Below are 22,560 nucleotides of genomic sequence, written 5' to 3' on the forward strand. Positions count from 1 at the left end.
CGCGCCCCATATGGGGCGCGGGGAACTGCGCGACCGGCCACAAACGACCCACAGCCGAACAGACCACCGCAGTTCCCCGCCCCCAGCGGAGCGCTCACGCGCTCTTGAACTCCTGCCGCTGACGGCCCAGTCCCTCGATCTCCAGCTCCACCACATCCCCGGCCCGAAGGAACGGCTTGGGCTCCGGCCGCCCGAGGGCCACCCCGGCCGGCGTCCCGGTGTTGATGACATCACCGGGATACAAGGTCATGAACTGGCTGACGTACCGCACGACTTCCCCCACGGGGAAGATCTGCTCGGCCGTCGTCCCGTCCTGCTTCAGCTCACCGTTCACCCACAGCCTCAGCGACAGCTTCTGCGGATCCGGCACCTCATCGGCCGTCACCAGCCAGGGCCCCAGCGGGTTGAAGGTCTCGCAGTTCTTCCCCTTGTCCCAGGTCCCGCCCCGCTCGATCTGGAACTCCCGCTCGGACACGTCGTGCGCCACCGCGTAGCCGGCGACATGGGCGAGCCCCTCCTCGGCCGACTCCAGATAGCGGGCCGTACGCCCGATGACGACCGCGAGTTCCACCTCCCAGTCGGTCTTGGTGGACCCCCGCGGAACGAGCACCGTGTCGTTCGGCCCGACGACCGTGTCCGCGGCCTTGAAGAAGATCACCGGCTCGGTGGGCGGCTCCGCCCCCGTCTCCCGGGCGTGGTCGTGGTAGTTCAGCCCGATGCACACGATCTTGCCGATACGGGCCAGCGGCGGCCCGATCCGCAGCCCGGCCGGGTCCAGGAAGGGCAGCTCGCCGGAGTCGGCGGCGGCCCGGATCCGGCCGAGCGCCTCGTCGTCGGCGAGCAGCGCGCCGTCGAGGTCGTCCACGACGCCCGACAGGTCCCGCAGGCTTTCGTCGGCCTCGAGCAGTGCGGGGCGCTCCGCGCCCGCCGGGCCGACTCGCAGCAGCTTCATGATCACAATCTCCCTCGATGGCGGAGCGGCGCCCGCCGACGGGGGCAGCCATCGGAGGACTGGTCGATCCTCCAAGCTGGTCGTGCGCTCCGCAATACCCGGTTCACGTACTGGACCGTCACCTGGGCCGCGCCCCCCACGGTCACCGGTACAGGACCGCCCGCTCGACCGCGCTCCACGCCGTACTGGTGACGACGTACAGCGCGGCGGCCAACGGGACCACGGCCACCGTCACCAGCGTGAAGAAGGACATGAACGGCATGACCTTGGTGACGGCGTTGACCGCGCCGGCGGCGCCGGCCCCGGGCAGGTCGTCCGCGGCGGCGGCCATCGACGGGTTGGAGGCCATCATCCGCTTCGAGAGGCGGTAACCGAAGGTGGCGACGGCCGTGACGACCGCGAAGAGCCCGAGGTAGACGAGCCCCGCCCCGCCGAACATCCCGCCGTCCGCGAGGGCGTCCGTCCAGCTGTCGCCGAGGGGGGCGTCGAACAGCCGGTGGGTGAGCAGGTCGTTCGTCTCGCCGCCGATCGTGGAGCGCGAGAAGACGTAGTAGAGGAGGAAGAACGCGGGGAGCTGGAGCAGGCTCGGCAGGCAGCCCGACAGCGGGGACACCTGCTCCTTCGTGTGCAGCTCCAGCACCGCCTGCTGGAGCCGCTCCGGGTTCCGCGCGTGCTTCCTGCGCAGCTCGGCGATGCGCGGCTGGAGCGCGGCCCGGGCCTTCTGCCCGCGCGCGGCGGCCCGGGACAGGGGATGGACGAGCAGTCGTACGAGCGCGGTGAACAGGACGATCGCGGCGGCGGCCGCGGAGGCGTGGAAGAGGGGTTCGAGCAGGTCGGCGAACCACTCGACGAGGTGGACGAAGACGGACATGGGTGAGGAGCCCTCCGGGGGTCTCGTCGTGCCGGGGAAGTGATGACGGGCGGCATGACGACCCGCGCGGGAGCACGGTGAGCCTCAGGTGATGCGGCTGAGGTGGCCCTGGCTCAGGTGTTGCTGACTCAGGTGTTGCTGACTCAGGTGGTCCTGGCTCAGGTGGTCCTGGCTCATGGTGTGGCTCAGGTGGTGTGCCCTACGCGACGGCCGTCGGAAGGGCGTGCCCGGGTGCCCTGGGCCGTGGCCGGCCGGAGGAGTCGGGGTCGCGCTGGGGCAGGAAGGCCGTACGGCGGGCCCGGTCGCGGATGGCCGTACGCACCCGGGTGGGCGGCACGGCGGGCACGCAGCGCGCGGCGACCAGGCAGCAGACGGCGAGCGCGGCACCGGCGGCGGCGGTCGCGGCGAGCGCGACGGTGGCCGAGAGACCGCCGGTGTCGAAGAGGACGAAGTCGAGGAGGAAGAAGAGGAGAACGGCGGCGGGACGCAGCGCGGTGGCCCGGTCGCGAATCACCAGCACTCCCCCTCTCTGCCGTGTACTTGCCGTGTACTTGCCGTCGGTTATACCCGTACACCCGTGTACGGGACCATCCCTGACTACCCCTGACCGGTCTCGATCGGCTCCAGAAGCCTCTTGGGCTTCAGCAGCGCGCGGCTGACCGGATCAGCCGGGTCGGGGTCGAGCCCCGGTCCCGGCACCATGAGGACGTCCGGGACCGGTACGACGGTTCCGCAGGTGGGACATTCGCCGTACGGGCCGAGTTCGGTGCCGCAGTCGGCGTGCTGGAAGATCCGCAGCTTGGCCTCGCCGAAGTGCTCGCGGCCCCACAGGCCGAGGGAGCGCAGGGTGGGCCACAGGGCCAGGCCGCGCTGGGTGACGACGTACTCGTCGCGCGGCGGCGACTGCTGGTAGCGGCGCTTCTCGAGGATGCCCTCGGCGATCAGCGCCTGGAGGCGGGCGGCGAGGACGGCGCGCGGGGCGCCGAGGTGGATGAGGAAGTCGTTGTAGCGCCGGACGCCGTAGAGCGCGTCGCGCACGACGAGCAGTGTCCAGCGCTCGCCGACGATCTCCAGTGCCCGGGCGATCGAGCACTCCTGGCGGGCGTAGTCCTTACCGAGGGGCATGGCGTCCACTGTGCCACTTTCCCATCCAAGGTTCAATGAATGAACTTCCCTGCTACGGTAGGGCGGCATGAGTGGATTCAATCAACGAACCGAGGTCGTGGCCGGCCGGGACAAGGCGGCCGCACCCGCGGGAGAGGCGGCGAAGCCCGCCGTCCACCCCGGCGCCACGCTCGCCGTCACCAGCGCGGCCACCGCCCTCGCGCTGATGGCGTACACCGCCCCTGCGGTCACGCTCGTGGACACCGCCGCCGCCCTGCACACCTCGCCGTCCGCCCAGGCCTGGCTGCTCAACGGCACCCCGCTGGGCCTGGCCGCGGTGCTGCTGGTCGCCGGAAGCCTGGCCGACGACCACGGCCGCCGCCGCGTCTTCGTCGCGGGCACCCTGGCCCTCGGCCTGACCACACTCCTCGGCGCGTTCGCCACGACCACCTGGCAGTTCACGCTGGCCCGGGTCGCCCAGGGCGCGGCCAGCGCGGCCCTGCTCGCCAGCAGCCTGGGCCTGCTCGTGCACGCCTTCCCCACCCCCCGCGGCCGGCTCCGGGCCACCGGCGTGTGGGGCGCGTGCGTCAGCGCCGGCATCGCGGTGAGCCCGGTCCTCAGCGGCGCCCTGCCTGACTGGCGACTGGTCTACGGCGTCCTCGGCGTCGCCACCCTGCTGATCGCGGCCGTCGGCACCCGCACCCTCGCCGAGTCCCGCTCACCGCGCGGCGGCCGCCCCGACCTGCTCGGCGCGTCCGCCTTCGGGGCGGCACTGGTCGCCCTGGTCGCGGCGCTGACGCTGGGCAGGGACGGCTGGCTGCGAGCGCCGGTGGGCCTGCTCCTCCTGGCGACCGTGATCCTTCTCGCCCTCTTCACGGCCGCGGAACGCAGGACGGCCACCCCGCTGATCGACCTCTCCCTGCTCCGCAGCCCCCGTTTCCTGGCCTCCTCGGCCGGCGGGCTGTTCACGGGGCTGGCGGTGATCGGCCTGTTCAGCTTCCTGCCGACGGTGTTGCAGCAGACGCTGGGCCTGTCCCCGATGGACACGGCATGGCTGTTCCTGCTCTGGTCCGGCCTCTCCTTCGCGGTGGCCCTCCAGGCCCGACGCCTCGCCGGCCGCGTCTCCCCCCGCACCCAACTCGCCCTCGGCTTCGCCCTCCACGCGGCCGGTGTCCTGGCCATGCTCGGCGCGATCGACGCCGGCTCCTGGCCCCGGATGCTCCCGGGCCTGATCGTGGCGGGCATCGGCAGCGGCCTGTTGAACGCGGGCCTGCCCCTGCTCGCGGTCGAGTCGGTGCCTGCCGCACGCGCGGCGATGGGATCGGGGGCGCAGCAGACGTTGCGGTACGTGGGCTCGTGCGCGGGCGTGGCCCTGACGATCGCGATCGCGGCGGGTGCGGGCGGGGGCCTGGCTCGGGGCGCGGATGTGGCGATGGCGGTGTCGGCGGGGCTGGCCGTGGTGGGGGCGGTGGGAGTGTGGGGCTTCCGGGAGCGGGGTGAGGGCGCGAGGGCGTGAGGGGGCGGTTCCTCAGGTGAGGCGTTTCCGCGCGTGCTCGTGGGCTCTACTCGGTCCGCGGACGCCGTGCGGGAAAGGCGTGCCTGCGGGCGATGACCACCACGGCCAGCACCGGGGCCATGAGCGCCAGGACGCTCCACGGGAAGGACTTGGCGCCGAAGCCGTCCAGGAGGATGCCGCCGACGGCGCCGCCACCGGCCATGAACGCGTTCCAGGTGGTGACCAGCAGGGCCTGCCCCCGATCGCCGCCGGCGTCGGTGACCGCGGTCTGCAGCAGCGTGGTGACGCCGCCCCAGCCGAGACCCCACAGCACCATCGCGCCGTAGACCACGACCAGGTTGTCGGCGAGAACCGCCAACAGGACGGCGGCCACGAGGAAGAGAGCACTGCTGACGATGGTCAGCTGGCGCAGCCTGCGGTCGACCAGGGCGCCGGTGATCCAGATGCTCACGACGGAGGCGACACCGAAGACGAGCAGCACGACATCGCGCGAGCCGCCCATGTCGTACGCGTCGAGGAAGGTGGCGATGTAGGTGTAGAGGATGTTGTGGGCGAGCACGTAGGCCGCGACCACGAACAGGACCGCCGCGACCCCCGGAAGGGACAGGGCCTTCAGGACGGGCTCGCGGGCCTCCGCCCGCTGCCCCGGGGCGTCCGGGACCGACACCGTGATCCACCCCAGCAGCGCCACGGAGACCAGCGTCACGAGGCCGAACGTCAGGCGCCAGCCGAACAGTCCACCGAGGAACGTTCCGAGCGGGATGCCCAGCGACAGGGCGAGCGGGACGCCCGCCATGGTGACGGCGATGGCCCTGCCCTGCAGGTGCGGGGGCGCCAGCCGCCGTGCGTAGCCGACCAGTTCGGCCCAGACCGCAGCTGCGGCGACACCGGCGACGAGTCGGAACGCCATGGTCAGGGGGTAGTTGGAGGAGAGGGCGGTGACCGTGTTGGCCACCGCGAACGCCGTCACGGCCAGCAGCAACAGCTGCTTGCGCCGCCAGGCCACCGTGGCGACGGACAGGGGGATGGCCGCGACGCCGGTGGCGATGGCGTAGACCGTCAGCGCCTGTCCCATCGCGGACTCGCTCACCGACAGGTCACGGGCCATCTCGGGAAGCACACCCGCAGGGAGTGCCTCGGTCAGGATCCCCATGAAGGCCGCTGTGGCCAGGGCCAGAAGCGGTGAAAGGGGCAGCTTCCGATGGTCTGCTGCCGGAGCGGACGTGCTCGACAGCTCCGTCTGAGTGGTTGACATGGACGTATCCTCAAACCCTCACATCGGTGTGAAGGTCAAGCTCGTGCGAATGAGGTGGGTCACATGCGGATCGGGGAGCTGTCCGAACGGACCGGAACCCCTCGCCGACTGCTGCGCTACTACGAGGAGCAGGGGCTGCTCGCCGCCGACCGCGCACCGAACGGCTACCGGGACTATCCCGAGGGCTGCGTGGACCGGGTCCTGCAGATCAGGGGACTGCTCGCCTCCGGCCTGCCGACGCGGATCATCAAGCAGATCCTGCCCTGCATCAACGACCCGCGGGCCATCCACGTCTCCGACCCCACGCCGGAGACGATCGCCACCCTGGAGGACGAGCGCCGACGCATGACCGACCGCATCGAATGCCTGCTCCGCAGCCGGGACGCCATCTCGAACTACCTCGAGGCCGTACGCCGCGCGCAGCGACCGACCGCGGCGCGCTAGATCTCGCCGTCCTCGATCTGGCAGCAGAGGGCGTGCGGCGCGATGCGAGCCCTACCCGCGCGACCGCGGCTCCGTGGCGGTCAGCTTCCCCCACACGACCAGGCGGTACCGCGAGGTGTACTCGGGTGTGCAGGTGGTGAGGGTGAGGTAGCGGCCGGGGTTGTCGTAGCCGTAGGAGGGCCTGGTGAGGGAACGCGGTACGGGCTGGATCACGCCCGCGTCACGGGGTGAGGTGCGCGGCAGGATCACGTCGACCGTGTACGTGTAGGTCGCGTTCCTGGTCTCCACCTCGACCTTGTCGCCCTTCTTGAGGCGGTTGAGGTACCGGAACGGCTCGCCGTGGGTGTTGCGGTGCCCGGCGAGGGCGAAGTTGCCTGCCTGGCCCGGCTGTTGGGTGTGGCTGTAGTGGCCGGCGTACCCCTTGTTGAGGACCTTCTGCTTGCTGGTGCCCTCGGCGACGGGGACGCGGAGGTCGAGGCGGGGGATGCGCAGGACGGCGTAGGCCTGGGAGGGCCGAGGGCCGGCACCGGACGACAAGCCCTCCGCGCCACCGCCGGACCGCGCGGGCGTACGACCGCTGCCGGAACCGGAGTCGGAGCCATCGTCACCGGTGGCGTCACCGGCACCGGAGTCCGGTCCGGAGCCGCCGTCACCGACGGTGTCACCGGCCCCGCCGGCCTCCCACTCCCGCTCCAGCGCCTCCACCCTCCGCTCGGCCCCGTCCTTCGCCTCCCGGTTGGTCCACCACAGCTGATGGGCGACGAGGAGGAGGACCAACGCCCCGGCGGTGACGAGGAGTTCGGCGCCGCTCCAGAGCACCCGCCGGTACCGGGCGCGCCGCCGCCGGGTGCTGTGCTGTACGAGGGGAATCCGCACGCGGGGCACCATAAGGGGAGCGGCACAAGGTCTCCAGCCCCGTACACGACAGGCCTTGCTGTTCGCCCCCTCGAACCGCCCAGGGAGGCTTCCTCCTTGGCTTCCTCCACAGGTTTGAGAAAGGGCTGTCGGAACCCTCGACAACACCACACACCACACCCGATGCTTCGTGACGCATCCGATGACGCCGGTTGGGACGACCGGCGGGACGGGCCTGCCGGGACGGCCGGGCCCGGTCTCGGTCGAGCGAAGCGGAGAAGTCATGATCCGACGCAGAACCCTGCTGGCGGCCACGGGCGGCGCCCTCCTCGGCAGCGCGATGGCGACGGGCACGGCCCACGCCGACGCCACGATCGCCGTCACCCCGTCGACGACGTACGGCACCTGGGAGGGCTGGGGCACCTCCCTCGCCTGGTGGGCCAACGTCTTCGGCTCCCGGAACGACTTCGCCGACATCTTCTTCACGACCAAGTCGGTGGCGTACGGCGGCCGGACCCTGCCCGGCCTGGGCCTGAACATCGCCCGCTACAACCTCGGGGCGTGCAGCTGGAACAGCGTGGGCGGCGAGACCATGGTCGCCTCCCCCAACATCCCCGGCTTCAAGCAGATCGAGGGCTTCTGGCAGGACTGGAACAACGAGGACCCCACCTCCTCCGCCTGGGACTGGACCGCGGACGCCAACCAGCGCGCGATGCTGGTGAAGGCGGTGCAACGGGGCGCGACCACCGAGCTGTTCGCCAACTCCCCCATGTGGTGGATGTGCCTGAACCACAACCCCTCGGGCGCCGCGGGCGGCGGCAACAACCTCCAGTCCTGGAACTACCGCCAGCACGCCTCCCACCTGGCCGCCGTCGCCCTGTACGCCAAGAACAACTGGGGCGTGAACTTCGCGACGGTCGACCCCTTCAACGAGCCCTCGTCGTCCTGGTGGACGGCCACGGGCACGCAGGAGGGCTGCCACATGGACGCGACGGTCCAGGCGGCCGTACTTCCCTACATGCGCAGCGAGTTGGACAAGCGGGGCCTGACGGGCGTCCGTATCTCGGCCTCCGACGAGACGAACTACGACACGGCCCGCTCGACGTGGGCGGCGTTCGGCTCCTCGACGAAGGCCCTGGTGAGCCAGGTCAACGTGCACGGCTACCAGGGCTCGGGCGGCCGCCGCGACCTGCTCTACACGGACGTGGTGACGACGTCCGGCAAGAAGCTGTGGAACTCGGAGACCGGCGACAACGACGGCACCGGCCTCACCATGGCGAGCAACTTGCTCTACGACTTCCGCTGGCTGCACCCGACGGCCTGGGTGTACTGGCAGGTCATGGACCCGACGGCGAACTGGGCCATGATCGCGTACGACGCGAACACCCTCCAGCCCGGCGCGGTCACCACGAAGTACTACGTGATGGCCCAGTTCAGCCGGCACATCCGGCCCGGTATGACCATCCTCGACACAGGCGTGAGCTACGCCGTGGCCGCGCTGGACCGGACGGCCAGGCGCCTGGTGATCGTGGCGGCGAACACGTCGTCGTCGGCCCAGACCCTGACGTTCGACCTGTCCCGTTTCTCCACGGTGACCGGCGGCTCGGGCGGCCTCGTCCCCCGCTGGAACACGGTGACGAACGGCTCCGGCGACCTCTACACCGCCCGCTCCGACCGCTTCCTGAGCGGGAAGACGGTGAGCGTGCCGTTCGCGGCGGGGGCGGTGCAGACGTTGCAGGTGGACGGGGTGACGGTGTAAGCGCCTGGGGCGTAGGGGTAGGGGGCCGTACGCCGGCTGCGGCCCCCTGGCCTGCAGATACCTCTCCTTTTGTCACCGGGCGGCAGTACGGTGTCCCTCATGCGCCCCGACACGCCTGCCGAGAACGTCGACCACACCGCCGAAGCGGCACGCCTGGAGCGGACCGCCGGCCTGTATCCCGCGGACGCCGAGGCCCTGCTCCTCCAGGCCGCCGCCCACCTGGAACTGTCCGGCGACCGCCCCGCCGCGACGACCCTCTACGACCGCCTGCTGTCCTCTCCGGACACCCTGGAGAACCCGCATCTGGTACGGGCCCTCAAGGCGTCCAACCTCTGGGAGTACGGCCACGAGGCGGAGGCCAGAGCCATCATCGAGGGCATCCGCACGACGGCACCCCGCGACCCGGCCCCCTGGGTGATCGTCGCGGAGGCGTTGGAGTCCCACGACGAGCTGGAGGCGGCGCAGGAGACGTTCACGGAGGGTGTCCGCCTGCTCCTGACGGACGTGGCGGAACCCTCGTACTCGACGCATCCACTGCTGTTCGGCCGCCACCGGGTACGGCGGATGCTGGGCGCCGCCCACGACGAGTGGGACATGCTGGCGGACACCCTGCACTCCTCACCGGTCTCCCTGGACGAGCTCCACGACCCGAAGCGGGTCTGGTCCCTCGGCTCCGACAACCCCCTGGAACTGCAGGCGGAGATCTCACGACTGCAGGCCGAGCTGGGCGCCTACCGACAGGCCCTGTCCCGCCCCTTCCCGGTGGCCGTGCTGCACTGGCCGGCGGGGGAGCTGGCGGAGCTGGTGGCCGCTTACCCGTCGCTCGCGGTGGAGTACCCCTCGCACAAGGAGCACCTGGCGTCGATAGAGGGGGCACTGCGGGAGCTGGCGGCCAGCGGGACGCCGAACCTGGGCATCGTCACGGGGACTGTGCCGTCGTACGAGGCGTTCGCGGCCTCGGAGGGGGCTTCGCCTTCGGATGTGGCGCTGCTGCCGCAGTACGCGACGACGCTGGCGGCGAGGGGACGAGCGGTGGCCTGGCCGCCGCAGAGGGGGGCTGATTGCTGGTGTGGGGTGGGGCAGGCGTATGAGGGGTGCCACGGGAGTACGCAGGCATAGGCGTATGCATAAGGCGGACCGCACCACCCAAGGCAGGCCACGGTGACCCAGCCATGGCTGACGTTCGCCTTGATCTTCGCCGCGGGCTGGCTGGCCTACGGCCTCCGCGTCACCCTGGGCGCCCTCCGAGGACGCGCAGGCCTACGGCGGCTCGGCGTCCGGGGGACGCGTACGGAGGGCGAGGTCGCCCGGGGGCCGCGCCGCGAAGGGGATGTGATGCACCCTGCCCAGGTCCGCTATCGGGCGGGGCCCCGGGACCAGACGTACCGACGGGCACCCCTGAACGCGGACCTGCATGTGCTTCGGGTCGGGTACGAGGTGGTGGTGCGGTACGACCCTGCGGATCCTCGACGGGTTGTCGTTGTGCGCACGCAGGCGTCGTTCAGTCCCTATACATACCTGGTGTGTGGGGTGGCGTTGTGCTTGTTCGGGGTGGGGTTGGGGCTGTGGAGCCTGGTGTGAGGAAGGCCCGCCAGGCCGCCCGGCGTGCCACCAGGCCGGGTGGCGCCCTGTCACGCCGGCTCGCAACGCAGCCGACGCCCACGGCCACCCGCCTCAGGCGCCCGCCGCTCCTCCGGAACCACGCCGGGGCTCCCGGCAATCCGTCGCCGACAAGGGATGCGCACAAGCCGGATATTTGAGAAACATCCTTGGCCAAAGCTGCCGACAAATAAGGGACTTATCGCCCGCGTTCTGCACCCACCTCCCTCTATGTCCAACCTTTGCAGTACGGTCACACTCTCCGTCTGTTGTATGTAAGGGGCTGCTACTTCGTGAAGCAGCCCCTGACCTGTGCATTTGAGGAAGCATGCCCTACGAGTCCGGCACCGACTGGCAGTACGACGTCCCCACGACCGGTAGCACGCACTTGCCGCCAGATGCGGGCTACGGCAGGGCTCTGACCAACCAGGGCTATGGCTTCGAGGTCGCCGTCGCAGACCTCATCGACAACTCCATCGACGCCGACGCCGACAAGATCGTCGTGCACTTCCTGCGTGACGCCGACCGGATCCTCACGCTGTTGATCATCGACAACGGCAAGGGCATGGACGAGGCCGGTCTGGACGCCGCGATGACGGTGGGACGCCGCCGTGACTACGGCGAGGGTGCGCTCGGCATGTACGGCACGGGCCTGAAGGCCGCTTCGCTCTCCCATGCTTCTTCACTCACGGTGGTCAGCCGCACCAGGCGAAGCCGAGCCTCGGGGCGCCGCCTTACCGCAGAGGGCATCGAGGACAGCTTCCGCTGCGACACCGTCGACCCGCGGTACGCGCAGGATCTCGTAGACCGCTACGACGGGATCATCGAGTGGCAGGGCACCGTCGTGCGCTGGGATGGCGTGCGGGCCTTTGAGACAGTCGCGCGCGGCCAGAGCGACCAGTTCCTGTCCAAGGCGATATCCCGTCTTGAGACCCACCTTGGCCTCTACCTGCACCGGTATCTGCAGCGCGGTCTCAAGCTCGACATAGCTGTATGGGACGTGAGCAGCGGGGAGCGCGGCCTCGGCGAGGAAGTGGACCACATCGCCGTAGAAGCCCTGGACCCGTTCGGGTACAAGGTGCCGGGCAAGCCGGGCTACCCCCGCGAGTTCATGGCGCCGGTGGAAGGTCTGGGAGACCTGCGCCTGACCGCCCACATCTGGCCTGCCAAGTCCAAGCAGGCCGGCTTCCGCCAGATCGGCTCACTCACGGAGAGACAAGGCTTCTACTTCTACCGGAACGACCGCCTCGTGCAGGCGGGAGGATGGAACGGCTGGCGGAACCCTGAGGGGCATCATGTTCTCGCCCGGGTCGCGGTCGACCTTCCGTCCCGCGAGAACAACGTCCTGAGCCTCGACGTGAAGAAGGAGAGCGTCACCGTCACTCCAGCCTTCACCGACGGGCTCGATAAAGCGGTGGACTCCAAGGGGCACACTTTCCGGAGCTACCTGCTGGATGCCGAGACCGCCTACAGAGACGGTTCGAGGCGAAACGAGATCGTCCGCAAGCCTGTCACTCCCCCGGGCAAGGGTCTGGATCCCAAGGTCAAGCGGGTCGTCAAGGAAGAGCTGCCTGAGAAGCCGGGCGAGGAACCGATCACCTTCACCTGGGGTGCGCTTCCCCCCAACCAGTTCTTCGACCTGGACCGCGAGCGCAATTCGGTCATCCTCAACAAGGCCTACCGGGAGGACTTCAACGACGGCAGGCGCGGCGGCGCGAACGACGCCCCTGTCACGAAGACCTTGCTGTACCTGCTTCTTGAGGACTGCTTCGGGCTCGGGCGCTGGGAGCGCAGTCGCCAAGACCGTCTGGACTACTGGAACACCATCCTCCTGGCTTCGGTGGACGCACAGCGCACGCGGCGTGCGCAGGAACTCTCCTGACACCAGCGGCGCAGTCATTCCTGTTTTCACCTCTTGATGCGGACTGAGGACTTCTCCACATGAGCGACACCCCAGCCGACGTGCTCCTCGAAATTCACACCCACGCACTGGCCGGCATGCTGAACGTCCCCCGGCACTTCGCGCGTTGGGCTGCTCTCGCAGCCGACGAGGACTATCCGGACGCCGACCTGAGCGAGGAACTGTTCCACGATTGCCTCGTCAACGGCGACGAGGCACTCAGAGCCCTGTGGAGCCGTCACCTCACCGCCTGGGACTTCGCCGAAGATCCTCAGTGGGCCCTGGCGATCCCCGCCCGCACCGATGAACGGCGTACAGCCGTGTACGACCGGCTGCGGTTCGGCGTTGACTTGCGGAAGGCGCTGGACGACGCCGTACCCGTGGCGACGATTCCGGGCCCCACAGTGATCACGCGTGATTTCACGCCTTGGTACACCCCTGACCGAGCTGCCGCCCGTTCCTTCTACTGGACGTCGTACGAGCAGAAGCTCCGTGCCAAGGGCTGGTCCGATGCCGCGATCGCGAGCCTCGACGAGGCAAGCCGGGCAGTCGTCGAACGCCTCACTGATCCAGAGCAGGAGGCGGCTCGGCAGGCGAAGGGCCTGGTCGTCGGATACGTGCAGTCCGGCAAGACCGCCAACTTCACTGGTGTCACCGCCAAGGCGATCGACGCCGGCTACCGCCTGGTCATCGTGCTGGGCGGCACGCTCAACCTGCTGCGCGCCCAGACCCAGCGCCGCCTCGACATGGAACTGATAGGGCAGGAGAACATCCTGCGGGGCGCGGATGTCACGGATCTCGACTCACTCGTAGGCGTGGACTACGTAGGTGACGACGATGCGGACTGGGACGAGTTCGTCCAGCACGGCGCACGCCCTTCCGTGCTCGGTGCGTTCGACATCGAGCGCCTGACGACTCGCGACAACGACTACAAGAGCCTGGCGCAAGGCATCCGGGCCCTTCAGTTCGAGAAGCGGGAACCGACCCGTCCACTGCATGATCCGGCGAATCTCCACCACGCGGCCGCCCGCATCCTGGTGGTGAAGAAGAACAAGTCCGTTCTGACCAAGCTCGTCAAGGACCTCAAACAGATTCACGGACTGCTCGGTGAGCTGCCGGCTCTGATCATCGATGACGAGTCCGACCAGGCGTCCGTGAACACCCTGGACCCCAAGAAGTGGGAGCAGGGCAGCACGGAGCGCACGGCCATCAACGGGCTGCTCTCCCAGCTCCTCAAGCTGCTTCCGCGAGCGCAGTACGTGGGCTACACGGCCACCCCCTTCGCCAACGTCTTCATCGATCCTGGTGACGACGAGGACATCTTCCCGAGCGACTTCTTGATTTCGCTTCCTCGCCCGTCCGGATACATGGGCGTCCAGGACTTCCACGATCTCGACTTGGCGATACCACGGGACGAGCGCACCTACGCCAACTCTCAGGAGAAGGCGCACATCCGTGACATCTACGAGTCGACGGAGGACCGTCTCCAAGAGGCCATGGACGCTTTCGTCCTGTCTGGTGCGCTGAAGCTGTACCGGGCCGACCACGGTGTGGATGACGGCCCGTTCCGGCACCACACGATGCTCGCTCATCAGTCGGTACGGAAGGACGATCACGCGGATCTCGCACTGCAGATCAATTCCATGTGGCATCAGGCGGGTTACAGCTCGGCCGCCGGTCACGAACGTCTTGCTGCGCTGTGGGCCTCGGACTTCGCTCCGGTCAGTGAGGCACGCGCGTCCGACCTCCCCGCTCCTGCCTCCTACGAGGAACTGCGGCCCTACGTCAATGCCGCACGCCAGCGCATCGGCTCAGGAGGGCAGCCGGTCATCGTCGTGAACGGTGACTCCGACCGCTACTTCGACCAGCTGAACCTCGACTTCGACCGGACACCGCACGTCTGGAAGATCTTGGTAGGCGGAACCAAGCTCTCTCGCGGTTTCACCGTGGAGGGCCTGACGATCACCTATTACCGCCGCACGACGCAGCAGGCCGACACCCTGATGCAAATGGGCCGCTGGTTCGGCTTCCGGCCCGGTTACCGGGACCTCGTACGCCTCTACATAGGACGCGAGGAGACTCTCGGCAGCGGCCGCAACGCCAAGACGGTCGACCTGTACGAGGCCTTCGAGGCGATCTGCCGCGACGAGGAGCTCTTCCGCGAGGAACTGGCCCGCTACGCACCGCTGGTCGACGGCCGCCCGCAAGTGACGCCGGCGCAGATTCCGCCACTGGTGGGCCAGCATCTGCCGTGGGTGAAGCCGTCGGCTCGGAACAAGATGTTCAATGCGGAGTTGGTCGAGGTGCGGTCGCCGGGTGTCTGGGAGGAGCCCACGGCCTATCCCGAGGACCCCGACGCCCTGCGCCACAACACGGAGTGCTGGGCACCGGTTCTCGGAGCTCTGTCACATGCTCCCGTTTCGCTCCACGTGGACGGCAGCCCGCAGTACGACGCGCGGGTGGGCACGGTGTCGCACAGGGACCTGCTCACGGTGCTGTGCGACCTGCGCTGGTCTGCCCCGGAGCAGTTCTCGCCCCACCTGGAGTTCCTCTTGGACGCCGGGCGGGAACCGGGCAGGATCGACGACTGGTTCGTGATCGCTCCGATGCAGACGTCCGCCCGCCGGAACGAGGCGCGCATTCTGGGGCACGGCCCCTTCTCCCTGGCCCGCCGCAGGCGCCGCCGCGGGTCTCTCTTCGGCGCGATCCGTGATCCCAAGCACGTCGCAGCGGCGAAGCGTGTGGCGGGGGCCACGAGTCTGACCGGAAACGCGACCGTCGAGCAGAACGTCCGTCCGCGTCGGGGTGCGCTCGTGATCTATCCCGTGGTGGAATCCGAACCTCGGATCGCGTCCGACGGTTCGGTCGATCCGCGCGACCTCGTCATGGGCTTCGCCTTCGTCGCCCCGTCGTCGACGGCTCAGGGCGACCGGCCTCTGGTGCGGTTCCGTGCGATCGACTCGACCAGAGCGGAAGCGGCGATAATCGACCGTGACGACATGCGTTCGTGAGGCTCGACGACAGTGAACAGCATGATGCCTTCCTCTCCCGGGGTATCGGCCCGCATGAGCAGGCAGGCGAGCAAGAACACCGGGGTCGAACTGGCCGTGCGACGGCTATTGCACGCGGCCGGGCTGCGTTATCGCGTGGAGTTCCCCGTGCCGGGCATGCCCCGGCGGCGCATCGACGTGGCGTTCCCCCGGGCCAAGGTCGCGGTCCTCATCGACGGCTGCTTCTGGCACGGCTGCCCTCAGCACGCCACCCACCCGAAGGCCAACGCGGACTGGTGGCGCAGCAAGCTGGACCGGAACATGGCCCGTGATCGAGAGACCACCGAGCACCTTGTCGCCCAGGGCTGGACGGTGCTGCGGTTCTGGGAGCATGTGCCGCCCGACGAGGTGGCAGCCGCGGTACGGGCGGCGGTGGACCTGGAGAAGCGGGGTCGGGGCACCGCCGGGGGACAGCGCGGTCGTCGGACCGTGTGAAGGACAGAGGGGGAGCGAATGACCGACCGACTGGGTTTCGTGGATGTCTGCGCGGGTGCGGGCGGCCTGGCGTCGGGGCTGGAGAGCGCGGGCTTCTCGCCGGTACTCCTGCTCGACAACAAGCGCCAGGCGTGCGAGACGCTCCTGGCCAACCGGCCGCAGTGGAAGGTCGTCTGCGAGGATCTGATCGAGTTCCTCCCGGAGGAGCACCCGGAGACCCTGGACGTCGATCTGCTCTCGGCGGGTCTGCCCCGGGTGAAGTCCTCGGCCGCGGTGGGGCGGTCGGACAGCGAGCCGGAACTGCGGCTGCTGACCGCCACGGTCTACCTGGTCCACGCGATCCAGCCGCGCGCCCTGCTGCTGGAGAACCTGCCCGCTCTCGTCGACTCGCCCGCGTATGCGGAGGTCCGGGAGTTCATCGAGGCCGAACTGACGCATCTCGGATACCGGTTCCGCTGGTTCGTACTCAACGCGGCGGACTTCGGCGTTCCGCAGGAGCGGCTGCAGGGCGTTCTCGTAGCACTCAAGGAGCCGTGGTTCCACGCTTTCGTTCCTCCGGAGCCGACGGTGAGCGAGCATGTCTCGGTCGGGCGGGCACTGCGCCGCTCGATGGGCGCGCGGGGCTGGCCCGAGGCCGATGTCTGGGCGGACCAGGCACTGGCCGTGGCACCGACCCTCGTCGGGGGCTCGGACAATCGGGGCGGCGCGGATCTCGGCCCGACCGGCACGAAGCGGGCCTGGGCGCGGATGGGGGTGAACGGTGGCGCGTTCGCCGACGAGGTACCGGGACCAGACTACGAGTGGCCGCGTTCGGACGACATGGCCCGGATGCTGAAGATCACGGTGGACCAGGCGGCCGTGCTGCAGTCGTTCCCTCCGGAGTGGCGGATCACGGGCCAGAAGACGGCTCGGTACCGGCAGATCGGTCACGCCACCCCTCCCCCGGTGGGAAGGGCGCTCGGCGAGGCCATCGCCACCGCGCTACGGTCGCCCGCCCGTGCATAGGCAAGGCGGGAATGCCACCCCCGATCGCCGGCTACACTTCAAGCCCATGAGCCCCATCGAGAACGCACCCCCCTCACCTGCGGTTTTCCGCATCTTGGATTTGTTCGCGGGGCCGGGTGGACTTGATGTGGCGGCAGATGTCCTGGGCCACCAGGTCACCGGCATCGAGTGGGACAAGAACGCGTGCGCCACCCGCGGCGCAGCGGGGATGGACACTTTCACCGGCGACGTGAGGAAGTACCGCGCGGCCTTCTTCCCTCGCGCCCAGGTGTTGACGGGTGGGCCCCCCTGCCAGACCTTCACCGTCGCCGGACACGGCGCCGGTCGCAGGGCACTGGACCAGGTGGTCGAATACATCGACCGCCTTCACGACGCCCTGCGTGCGGAGAACAGGCAATGGAAGGAGATCTTCCGAACCTGGCGAGAGATCTCCGAGGAACTGCGGCGGAAGGCCGTCCAGGCCGAAGAGGTCAAGGACGAGAAGCGTGAGGTCGAGGCGCGCCGTACCGTGACGCGCAAGGCGCTGAGGAAGAGCCTGAAGGAGCACGGCAGCTCCCCGGAAGAGATCAAAGTCGTCCTCAAGACGCTCAGGGCCCCACGGGACCTCGACCTCGAGGACGCGGAACTCAAGCGTCTGATCGAGCAGTTCAGCGCCTTGGGAGCCGAGATAGAAGGCTTCAAGGCCAGGCTCGAAGAGCTGGGCGACGAACGGACCGGGCTGGTCCTCCAGCCGCTGTGGTGGGTGATCGAGCGGAGCCGACGCCCGGGGTCGGAGCCCTACGAGGCCGTCGTTCTGGAGCAGGTGCCCGCCGTGATGCCGGTGTGGGAGAAGTACGCCGAGGTGCTCACCACCCTCGGCTACCGGACCAGGACGCAGCTGATGCTCACCGAGGCGTTCGGGGTTCCGCAGACCCGGAAGCGTGCAGTGCTCATGGCACGGCTCGGGGGGAGCGGCATCCCGGAGGTGGCCGAGACCCATGAGCGCTACCGTCCTCGGAACGTTCCCACCGAGCCGTCAGCGGCGGACCGGGCGGACACCCTCCCCTGGGACGCCGAGGAGATGAGCCTCGACGGGACACCGAAAGCGGCCTGGGTGTCCATGGAGACGGCTCTCAAGAAGGCGCGGAGCATCGCCCCACACCTGCCGGACCGCCCCGCCTTCACCGTCGTGTCGAACTACGGCACCGGGGGCGATCCCGGTGCGCGCGGTCGACGTGACCACGACGCCCCGTCCTCGACGATCACCGGGAAGGTGTCGCGGAACCGCTTGGTCCACAAGGGCACCGACACGGCCCTGCCCCGGTTCGACCGCTTCTCCCACGCCGAGGCGGGCGTGCTCCAGACGTTCCCCGTCGCGTACCCCTGGAGCGGTGGCGACCAGTCTCAGCAGATCGGCAACGCCGTACCGCCCCGGCTGGCGCTGCACGTGCTGCGGCAGGTTCTGGAACCGGAGCTGAGCGGCGAGGAGGCCCGCGCCAGGCTGGAACAGGCCGTCTCGGATCTGGAGACCTGGCAGCCCGGCGAGTCGGTGGAGGTGCGTGAGCACGGGCAATGGGAGGGTCACCCGCTCACCGGCAGATGAGCCTTCCCGTTCAGGCCTGAGGTACCCGTCCCCTGACCGGGGCCGTCTCGAAGAGTTCGGCGAAGTACTCGGTGAGCGTCGCCACCGACTTCTCCGGGACGGGCTCCTCGTCGGGTCCGGTGGGCAGGTCGTGGCGCGGCACTGGGGGCGCGGACTCGGCCTCCGCGATCCACTGGCGGAGCGCCTCGGGGTCACGTGGCTCGTCCGGGGCCAGCGCGTCGTAGACCAGCGTGGCGCCGGCGATGTTGATCGCCGTCATCAGGCCGTTGATCTCGCGACCAGTGCCGGCGATCCCTCGTTCCAGGACACGCACCAGTGCCTGGGCGGTGGGTCGATGGTCGACCAAGTCCATGCGCAGCGCGTTGTGGATGAGGTCCTGGTTGGCGCAGGCCGCCACCACCGGTGCGTAGTCCTGGCCATTGCGGAACATCTCCGCCGCCCACCACAGGCGGGAGAAGCACTGGCGGTCGGGAGCGCCCTTGAAGCGGGCTGGGTTGATGCGGGGCTCGCTCCCACCCTGCGTGGGCGCAGGAGCATGTCGCCAAGCCACGTAGTCCGGCGCGACGGCGAGCGCGAGATGGTTCCAGATCCGCTTGTCCGCGGCTTCCCGCCGGGTGAGGCGCAGCGTCGCGTGCAGCCGGGGCGCCAACCAACTGTCGGCGTCCGTCCGGTTGTCCTTGAACTGGTACTTCGCGTCGTCCACGAGATCTCTGAGAGGTTCCACCGACCACCGGGCGTCGTCCTCCGGCAGAGGCTCGACGACTTTGGCCAGGTCGACGCCGCCGTGCCCCTGGACACCCTTCAGAAGGTCCTCGGTGAGGTAGGGGTCGGCGGCCGTCGCGGAGAGCAGGCCGAGTCGCTCGGGAACGTGATGCGGCTTCTCGATCACTCGCTGTCCTCTCGGTTCATCTGCTGCAAGGCGCGCAGGACGTTGGCGAGCGCCTTGCCGGCACCGGCGCGGCGCACGGCGGCGTAGTGGACACGGCTCTGGAGCTCCACCCATCCCGAATCGCCGGTCCGACGGCGGTGGACCTGACGGAGCGCCTCCTCGACGCGAAGGCCCGGCACGATGTCGGGAAGCATCTCCCGCAGCACTTCCCCCCGCCAGTCGGTGGGGAATACGGGCGAGCCGTCGGGTTCGACCTCCAGGTCTCCCACGGCGCTGTGGAACACCGCAGTCCACACATCGGTGGCCATCTGGGAGACCAACAGCTCGTGGATCTTGTTCTCGATCCCGCCGCTCTCACCGCCGAGGAGATCGGAGAACCCCTCGACATCGGTGTTGATCATCACCAGGGGCAGCCGACCCGAGGCGTCGACGGCCCAGGGCGCGTCCGCGTAGGGGCGCAACCATTCCCGCGCGCTCTTGGAGAAACTCGCCTGCTTCACATCCAGGCGCAGGCCACCGACCGGCTCCTCGGCGGCCACGTCGACGGTCCAGTCGCCATCGGTCTCGGTGATCGACCGCCCCGGCACGTCGTCGATCGTGGCGACCGCATGGACGGCCAAGGAGGCACGGCCCACATGGTCGTCGCGCAGCACCTCGATCTCACCGGACCACTCCTTGCTCGCCGGAGCGTCCTGCCGCAGGTCGACAGTGGTGCGCACATTGGTGTCGCCGTCGGTGAGCACCGCCACGACCCGCAGATCGCTCCACGGTGCGTCGGGATCGGTGGCCCCGGGCGGGAGGGTGGCGGACAGGCCGATCCTGGCCGAGATCCAGTCCTCGTGCTGCGCTACGCCCAGGGCTACGGTCCGCTGGGGGATGGAGTACGCCGAGGTGTCCAGGTGATCGCGGGTGCCGTCGGGCAGCTTGAGGGAGGCCGAGGTCACCCTCAGGGTGATCGGACGGTTGAGTCGCTTGTACGGATAGAACTTCATGCCTCACTCCCCTGTACCGGCACGGAGTTCGAGAACGAGCCGCGTGAGTTCGGTCCGGACCGGATGGCCCGAGGCGTCGGTGGAGCCCCGAAAGACGGCTCGGCGCGCGCGCGGCGTGAAGCGGAGCACGCCGTCCTCTACCTCACAGCCCTCCACGGCGACGAGTTCCGCCCAGTCGAGCCTGGGTCGGCTGCCCGACCGTACGTCGAGAAGGACCACCGGTGTCATGGCCGGCAGTTCGTCGACCCGGGGCAACTTCACCTCTGCGGTGATCTGCCACTCCCCGCCGACGCCGATCTCGGCGTCCAGTCCGTCCAGTTCGGGCAGAGCCGGCCCGGAAACCCGCTTGGGCGCCGCGCTCTTGCGCGGGACGGTGAGCTTCTTCCGCAGCTTGGCGCTCTCCTGTGACCCGGCACTCTTCGGCCGGACGACCAGATCCCTCACCGCGGTGTTGACCTCGGTGGTCAACCTGGTGATGCGGTGGTGTGCGCTGTGCGACCAACGGAGCGTCAGCTCCTCGGTCTGCCCCCAGCGGTCATGCTCGGGCGGCTCGGCGGCGCGCAGGAACTCCTCGGCCTCCTCGGCGAAAGGCACGGTCTCTCCCGCCGCCTGCCCCACCAGGAGAACCGCTTGGAACGGATTGACACCCAGCGGCAGCCCGGAGACGCCGGATTTCTTGATGGTCATCCGGTTGCCGCGCAGTGAGTGGACCTGGTTGGGCACGCCGTCGTCGTCCTCCGCCGCCGTGACCAGAAGCACTCCCGGGTGCGTGCCCAGGGTTCCGCGGCGTCCTCCGGACAGGGGCAACCGCAGCGGGACCGTGCGGAGCGCCACCTGACCGGCCTCGGTGAGCCGGTCCACGGTCGTCCCCTCGTAGAAGGCGCGCAGCGCCCGGGTACGCGAGGGCTGGGTGTCGGTGGGGTCGACCTTCTCCTCCTCGATGACGACCTCGCCGTTGCGCAGCGTGCGGACCGAGGTCTCCAGCAGCGGGAGCCTGCTGCCGCCTCCGGTCATGGCCGCCCAGAAGTCCCGACCCAGTGCCTCGACCAGGCGTCGGTGCATGGCGCGGATGTCGCGGGTCCCGTCGTCGTCGCTCCCGTTCTCGTCCTCGTCGTCGACCGAGTCCGACTTGCCCTGTTCAAGGCTCGCCACGTCATGGGCGCCGACGATGAGGAAAGATGTGCCCGGTTCCTCGCTGTCGCGAGTGAGGTGAAGACGTTCGACCGTCTCCTCGTCCGCCCACCAGGAGCGGACCACTTCCGCGCCGGGCGTCTCGGGGTCCGGGCGGCCCAGCCAGGCCGGGCCCGCGTATGGCGTGCCGTCGACGGCACGCCACGGCAACTCCAGTCGTCCGATGACACGGCGCTCGGTGCGGCCCTCGTGAGGGACGGAGAGCGTGGAGTTGATCAGCACCATCCCGAGCGCGCTGGTAGCCCAGAGAGTCGCCTTGCCGAGCCCGTAGGAACCCCCCGCGCCCCGGCCCGACTTGAGGCTCTCCAGCTGCCGACGGACGACGGCCGCGAACTTGCCGTCGTCGTAGTCGTCGCCGGTGAGACCGGAGGCGTTGTAGTCGTCGATCCGCAGAAGGACCAGGCGGCCCTTCTCGAACATGTCGCGCACGCCGGCGTCCACGACGCGTCCGACCTTCTGATCGGCGGCGGATTCGGAGACCGCCGAGTAGTGCGGCTGAAGGTCGTCCCAGAGGACGGCGGCACGGAACGCGTCCAGCTTCTCGCCGGTGAGTTCGTGGATCGTGTACCGCACCCGGACCGGACGGCCGTTCCCCACGAGTCGCTCGTCGAGACTGTTCTGACAGGTTTCCCGCGCCAGCACCTGGACGTCCGCGTCGAAGGCGAAGGCTGCGGCGTTCCCACCGTCGCGCCCGCCGTCCTGGTAGCCGGGCCGGTGGTACCAGGTGATCGGGAGGCCGGCCTGCGTGTCGGTGGTCCGGGTGTGAACGGTGCCCAGGTCCGTGCCGAGCGCCTTGGCGATCTCTCCCATGACGGTCGGACGCGGGACCGAGCGCTTGGTGATCCACGCCGAGACTGCGGCCCTGGTCAGCCCCAGCTCATCGGCCAGCTCCGCCTGCGTTTTGCCCGCGAGTTTGAGTTGTCGGGACAGCCAGGGCCCGAACTCCTCGCCGACCTCCATGGGGCCTCCCCGCTCTGTGCCGTATGTCGTTGTGCCCACGGTCATGGACAGGCTAATTTGACAACGTGACACACGTCAACTGACGCTTGACACAACCCGATCGACACCCATCGACAACCGCCCGTCCGGTTTGACCAATATGGCCGATACGCGGATGCCACTCAGTGGCGCCACATGAGCGACGAGACCCCGGAAGGGTCG

General features: G+C 69.3%; 19 protein-coding genes. 10 read left to right on the forward strand and 9 right to left on the reverse strand.

Features of this window, described 5'->3' with window-relative positions:
* Positions 1-94 precede the first annotated feature (94 nt).
* The 4 genes from IE263_RS32745 to IE263_RS32760 form a co-directional block, all read right to left on the reverse strand.
* Positions 95-952, reverse strand: a complete 858-nt coding sequence (locus IE263_RS32745) for a fumarylacetoacetate hydrolase family protein (RefSeq protein ID WP_189941475.1) — start codon at positions 950-952, stop codon at positions 95-97.
* A 142-nt stretch (positions 953-1,094) separates the two neighbouring features.
* A complete protein-coding gene (locus IE263_RS32750) occupies positions 1,095-1,823 on the reverse strand; it encodes a YidC/Oxa1 family membrane protein insertase (RefSeq protein ID WP_189941476.1) in 729 nt (242 codons plus the stop codon).
* Positions 1,824-2,022: 199 nt separating this feature from the next.
* A complete protein-coding gene (locus IE263_RS32755) occupies positions 2,023-2,343 on the reverse strand; it encodes a DUF6412 domain-containing protein (RefSeq protein WP_189941477.1) in 321 nt (106 codons plus the stop codon).
* A 77-nt stretch (positions 2,344-2,420) separates the two neighbouring features.
* Positions 2,421-2,948, reverse strand: a complete 528-nt coding sequence (locus tag IE263_RS32760) for a winged helix-turn-helix transcriptional regulator (RefSeq protein ID WP_189941478.1) — start codon at positions 2,946-2,948, stop codon at positions 2,421-2,423.
* A 67-nt stretch (positions 2,949-3,015) separates the two neighbouring features.
* On the opposite strand from IE263_RS32760, the gene IE263_RS32765 reads away from it, so the two are divergent.
* Positions 3,016-4,443, forward strand: a complete 1,428-nt coding sequence (locus IE263_RS32765) for an MFS transporter (protein WP_189941479.1) — start codon at positions 3,016-3,018, stop codon at positions 4,441-4,443.
* 46 nt (positions 4,444-4,489) lie between these two features.
* Here the strand turns inward: IE263_RS32765 and IE263_RS32770 are convergent, their stop codons facing one another.
* Complete coding sequence (locus IE263_RS32770; RefSeq protein ID WP_189941480.1) at positions 4,490-5,698, reverse strand: MFS transporter; 1,209 nt, start codon at positions 5,696-5,698, stop codon at positions 4,490-4,492.
* Between the two features lie 63 nt (positions 5,699-5,761).
* Here IE263_RS32770 and IE263_RS32775 point away from each other — a divergent pair, with 63 nt between their 5' ends.
* Entirely contained in the window at positions 5,762-6,142 is a 381-nt protein-coding gene (locus IE263_RS32775; RefSeq protein WP_189941481.1) for a MerR family transcriptional regulator, read from the forward strand.
* 51 nt (positions 6,143-6,193) lie between these two features.
* On the opposite strand, the gene IE263_RS32780 is transcribed toward IE263_RS32775, so the two are convergent.
* Positions 6,194-7,018, reverse strand: a complete 825-nt coding sequence (locus IE263_RS32780; protein ID WP_229911297.1) for a class E sortase — start codon at positions 7,016-7,018, stop codon at positions 6,194-6,196.
* A gap of 262 nt (positions 7,019-7,280) precedes the next feature.
* On the opposite strand from IE263_RS32780, the gene IE263_RS32785 reads away from it, so the two are divergent.
* From IE263_RS32785 to IE263_RS32815, 8 genes are all read left to right on the forward strand, one after another.
* Positions 7,281-8,756 (forward strand): glycoside hydrolase, encoded by a 1,476-nt coding sequence (locus tag IE263_RS32785; RefSeq protein ID WP_189941483.1) that lies wholly within the window; start codon positions 7,281-7,283, stop codon positions 8,754-8,756.
* 99 nt (positions 8,757-8,855) lie between these two features.
* Positions 8,856-9,875 (forward strand): hypothetical protein, encoded by a 1,020-nt coding sequence (locus IE263_RS32790; protein ID WP_189941484.1) that lies wholly within the window; start codon positions 8,856-8,858, stop codon positions 9,873-9,875.
* A 42-nt stretch (positions 9,876-9,917) separates the two neighbouring features.
* Complete coding sequence (locus tag IE263_RS50110) at positions 9,918-10,337, forward strand: DUF3592 domain-containing protein (protein WP_373312154.1); 420 nt, start codon at positions 9,918-9,920, stop codon at positions 10,335-10,337.
* Positions 10,338-10,683: 346 nt separating this feature from the next.
* Positions 10,684-12,237 carry an ATP-binding protein gene (locus IE263_RS32795; protein WP_189941485.1) on the forward strand — a complete coding sequence of 518 codons (1,554 nt, stop codon included), beginning with the start codon at positions 10,684-10,686 and terminating at the stop codon, positions 12,235-12,237.
* Between the two features lie 59 nt (positions 12,238-12,296).
* Complete coding sequence (locus IE263_RS32800; protein WP_189941486.1) at positions 12,297-15,266, forward strand: Z1 domain-containing protein; 2,970 nt, start codon at positions 12,297-12,299, stop codon at positions 15,264-15,266.
* A 54-nt stretch (positions 15,267-15,320) separates the two neighbouring features.
* A complete protein-coding gene (locus IE263_RS32805; RefSeq protein ID WP_189941487.1) occupies positions 15,321-15,740 on the forward strand; it encodes a very short patch repair endonuclease in 420 nt (139 codons plus the stop codon).
* Between the two features lie 18 nt (positions 15,741-15,758).
* Entirely contained in the window at positions 15,759-16,745 is a 987-nt protein-coding gene (locus tag IE263_RS32810; RefSeq protein WP_189941488.1) for a DNA cytosine methyltransferase, read from the forward strand.
* 46 nt (positions 16,746-16,791) lie between these two features.
* The gene (locus IE263_RS32815; RefSeq protein ID WP_189941489.1) at positions 16,792-18,327 is read left to right on the forward strand and encodes a DNA cytosine methyltransferase; all 1,536 of its coding nucleotides are present in this window, start codon (positions 16,792-16,794) and stop codon (positions 18,325-18,327) included.
* A gap of 10 nt (positions 18,328-18,337) precedes the next feature.
* On the opposite strand, the gene IE263_RS32820 is transcribed toward IE263_RS32815, so the two are convergent.
* Genes IE263_RS32820 through IE263_RS32830 form a run of 3 tightly spaced genes read right to left on the reverse strand, consistent with a single transcriptional unit; the run spans position 18,338 to position 22,359 of the window.
* Complete coding sequence (locus tag IE263_RS32820) at positions 18,338-19,216, reverse strand: DUF6339 family protein (RefSeq protein ID WP_189941490.1); 879 nt, start codon at positions 19,214-19,216, stop codon at positions 18,338-18,340.
* Entirely contained in the window at positions 19,213-20,208 is a 996-nt protein-coding gene (locus IE263_RS32825; protein ID WP_189941491.1) for a hypothetical protein, read from the reverse strand. Before IE263_RS32825 ends, IE263_RS32820 begins: the two co-directional genes overlap by 4 nt.
* 3 nt (positions 20,209-20,211) lie before the next feature.
* Positions 20,212-22,359, reverse strand: coding sequence for a helix-turn-helix domain-containing protein (locus IE263_RS32830; protein ID WP_189941581.1), 2,148 nt, complete (start codon positions 22,357-22,359; stop codon positions 20,212-20,214).
* Between the last annotated feature and the right edge of the window lie 201 nt (positions 22,360-22,560).

The organism is Streptomyces aurantiogriseus (assembly GCF_014649375.1).
Classification (GTDB): domain Bacteria; phylum Actinomycetota; class Actinomycetes; order Streptomycetales; family Streptomycetaceae; genus Streptomyces; species Streptomyces aurantiogriseus.